A 420-nucleotide genomic window follows, 5' to 3' on the forward strand; every position below is an offset into this window, starting at 1 on the left:
CTCGGTATAGACACGGTAACCGTTGTCCTGCCGATCAGGCGGCGGCAACAAGCCCTGCTGTTCATAGAAGCGGATCGTCTGTGTTTCGACCCCTACCAACTGCGCCAACTGACCAATGCGCATCAGCCTCCTCCCCAACGGATTCTTTACTCTATTGACCTTATAGTAGCTTTATAGTTTTAAATGGTACCACAACATTGTTCAAGTGGAGTCGTATCATGAGCAAATCCTGTGGTGGCGCCTGTGGCGGTGATGCAACGTCCGCAGCGGATACCGATATACAGGCCTCCTCCGAGGCGCCAGGGAGATGGGTCAGTGTTTATGCCGTGCCGAAGATGGACTGTCCATCAGAAGAACGAATGATTCGCCTAGCCCTGAACGGCTTTGAGGAGATTCGGGCGCTGTCCTTCGACTTGTCGA

At 53.3% G+C, this 420-nt stretch carries 1 protein-coding gene and 1 pseudogene; one reads left to right on the forward strand and one right to left on the reverse strand.

All coding sequences use genetic code 11. From position 1 onward, the window contains the following. A partial coding sequence (locus tag CNQ84_RS20285; protein ID WP_133065938.1) for a MerR family DNA-binding transcriptional regulator occupies window positions 1-123 on the reverse strand: 123 nt, incomplete at its 3' end. A gap of 95 nt (window positions 124-218) precedes the next feature. Between CNQ84_RS20285 and CNQ84_RS20290 the strand changes: the two are divergent. After that, window positions 219-420: pseudogene (locus CNQ84_RS20290) on the forward strand (cation transporter); the annotation flags it as partial.

The organism is Pseudomonas abyssi (assembly GCF_002307495.1).
GTDB lineage: Bacteria > Pseudomonadota > Gammaproteobacteria > Pseudomonadales > Pseudomonadaceae > Halopseudomonas > Halopseudomonas abyssi.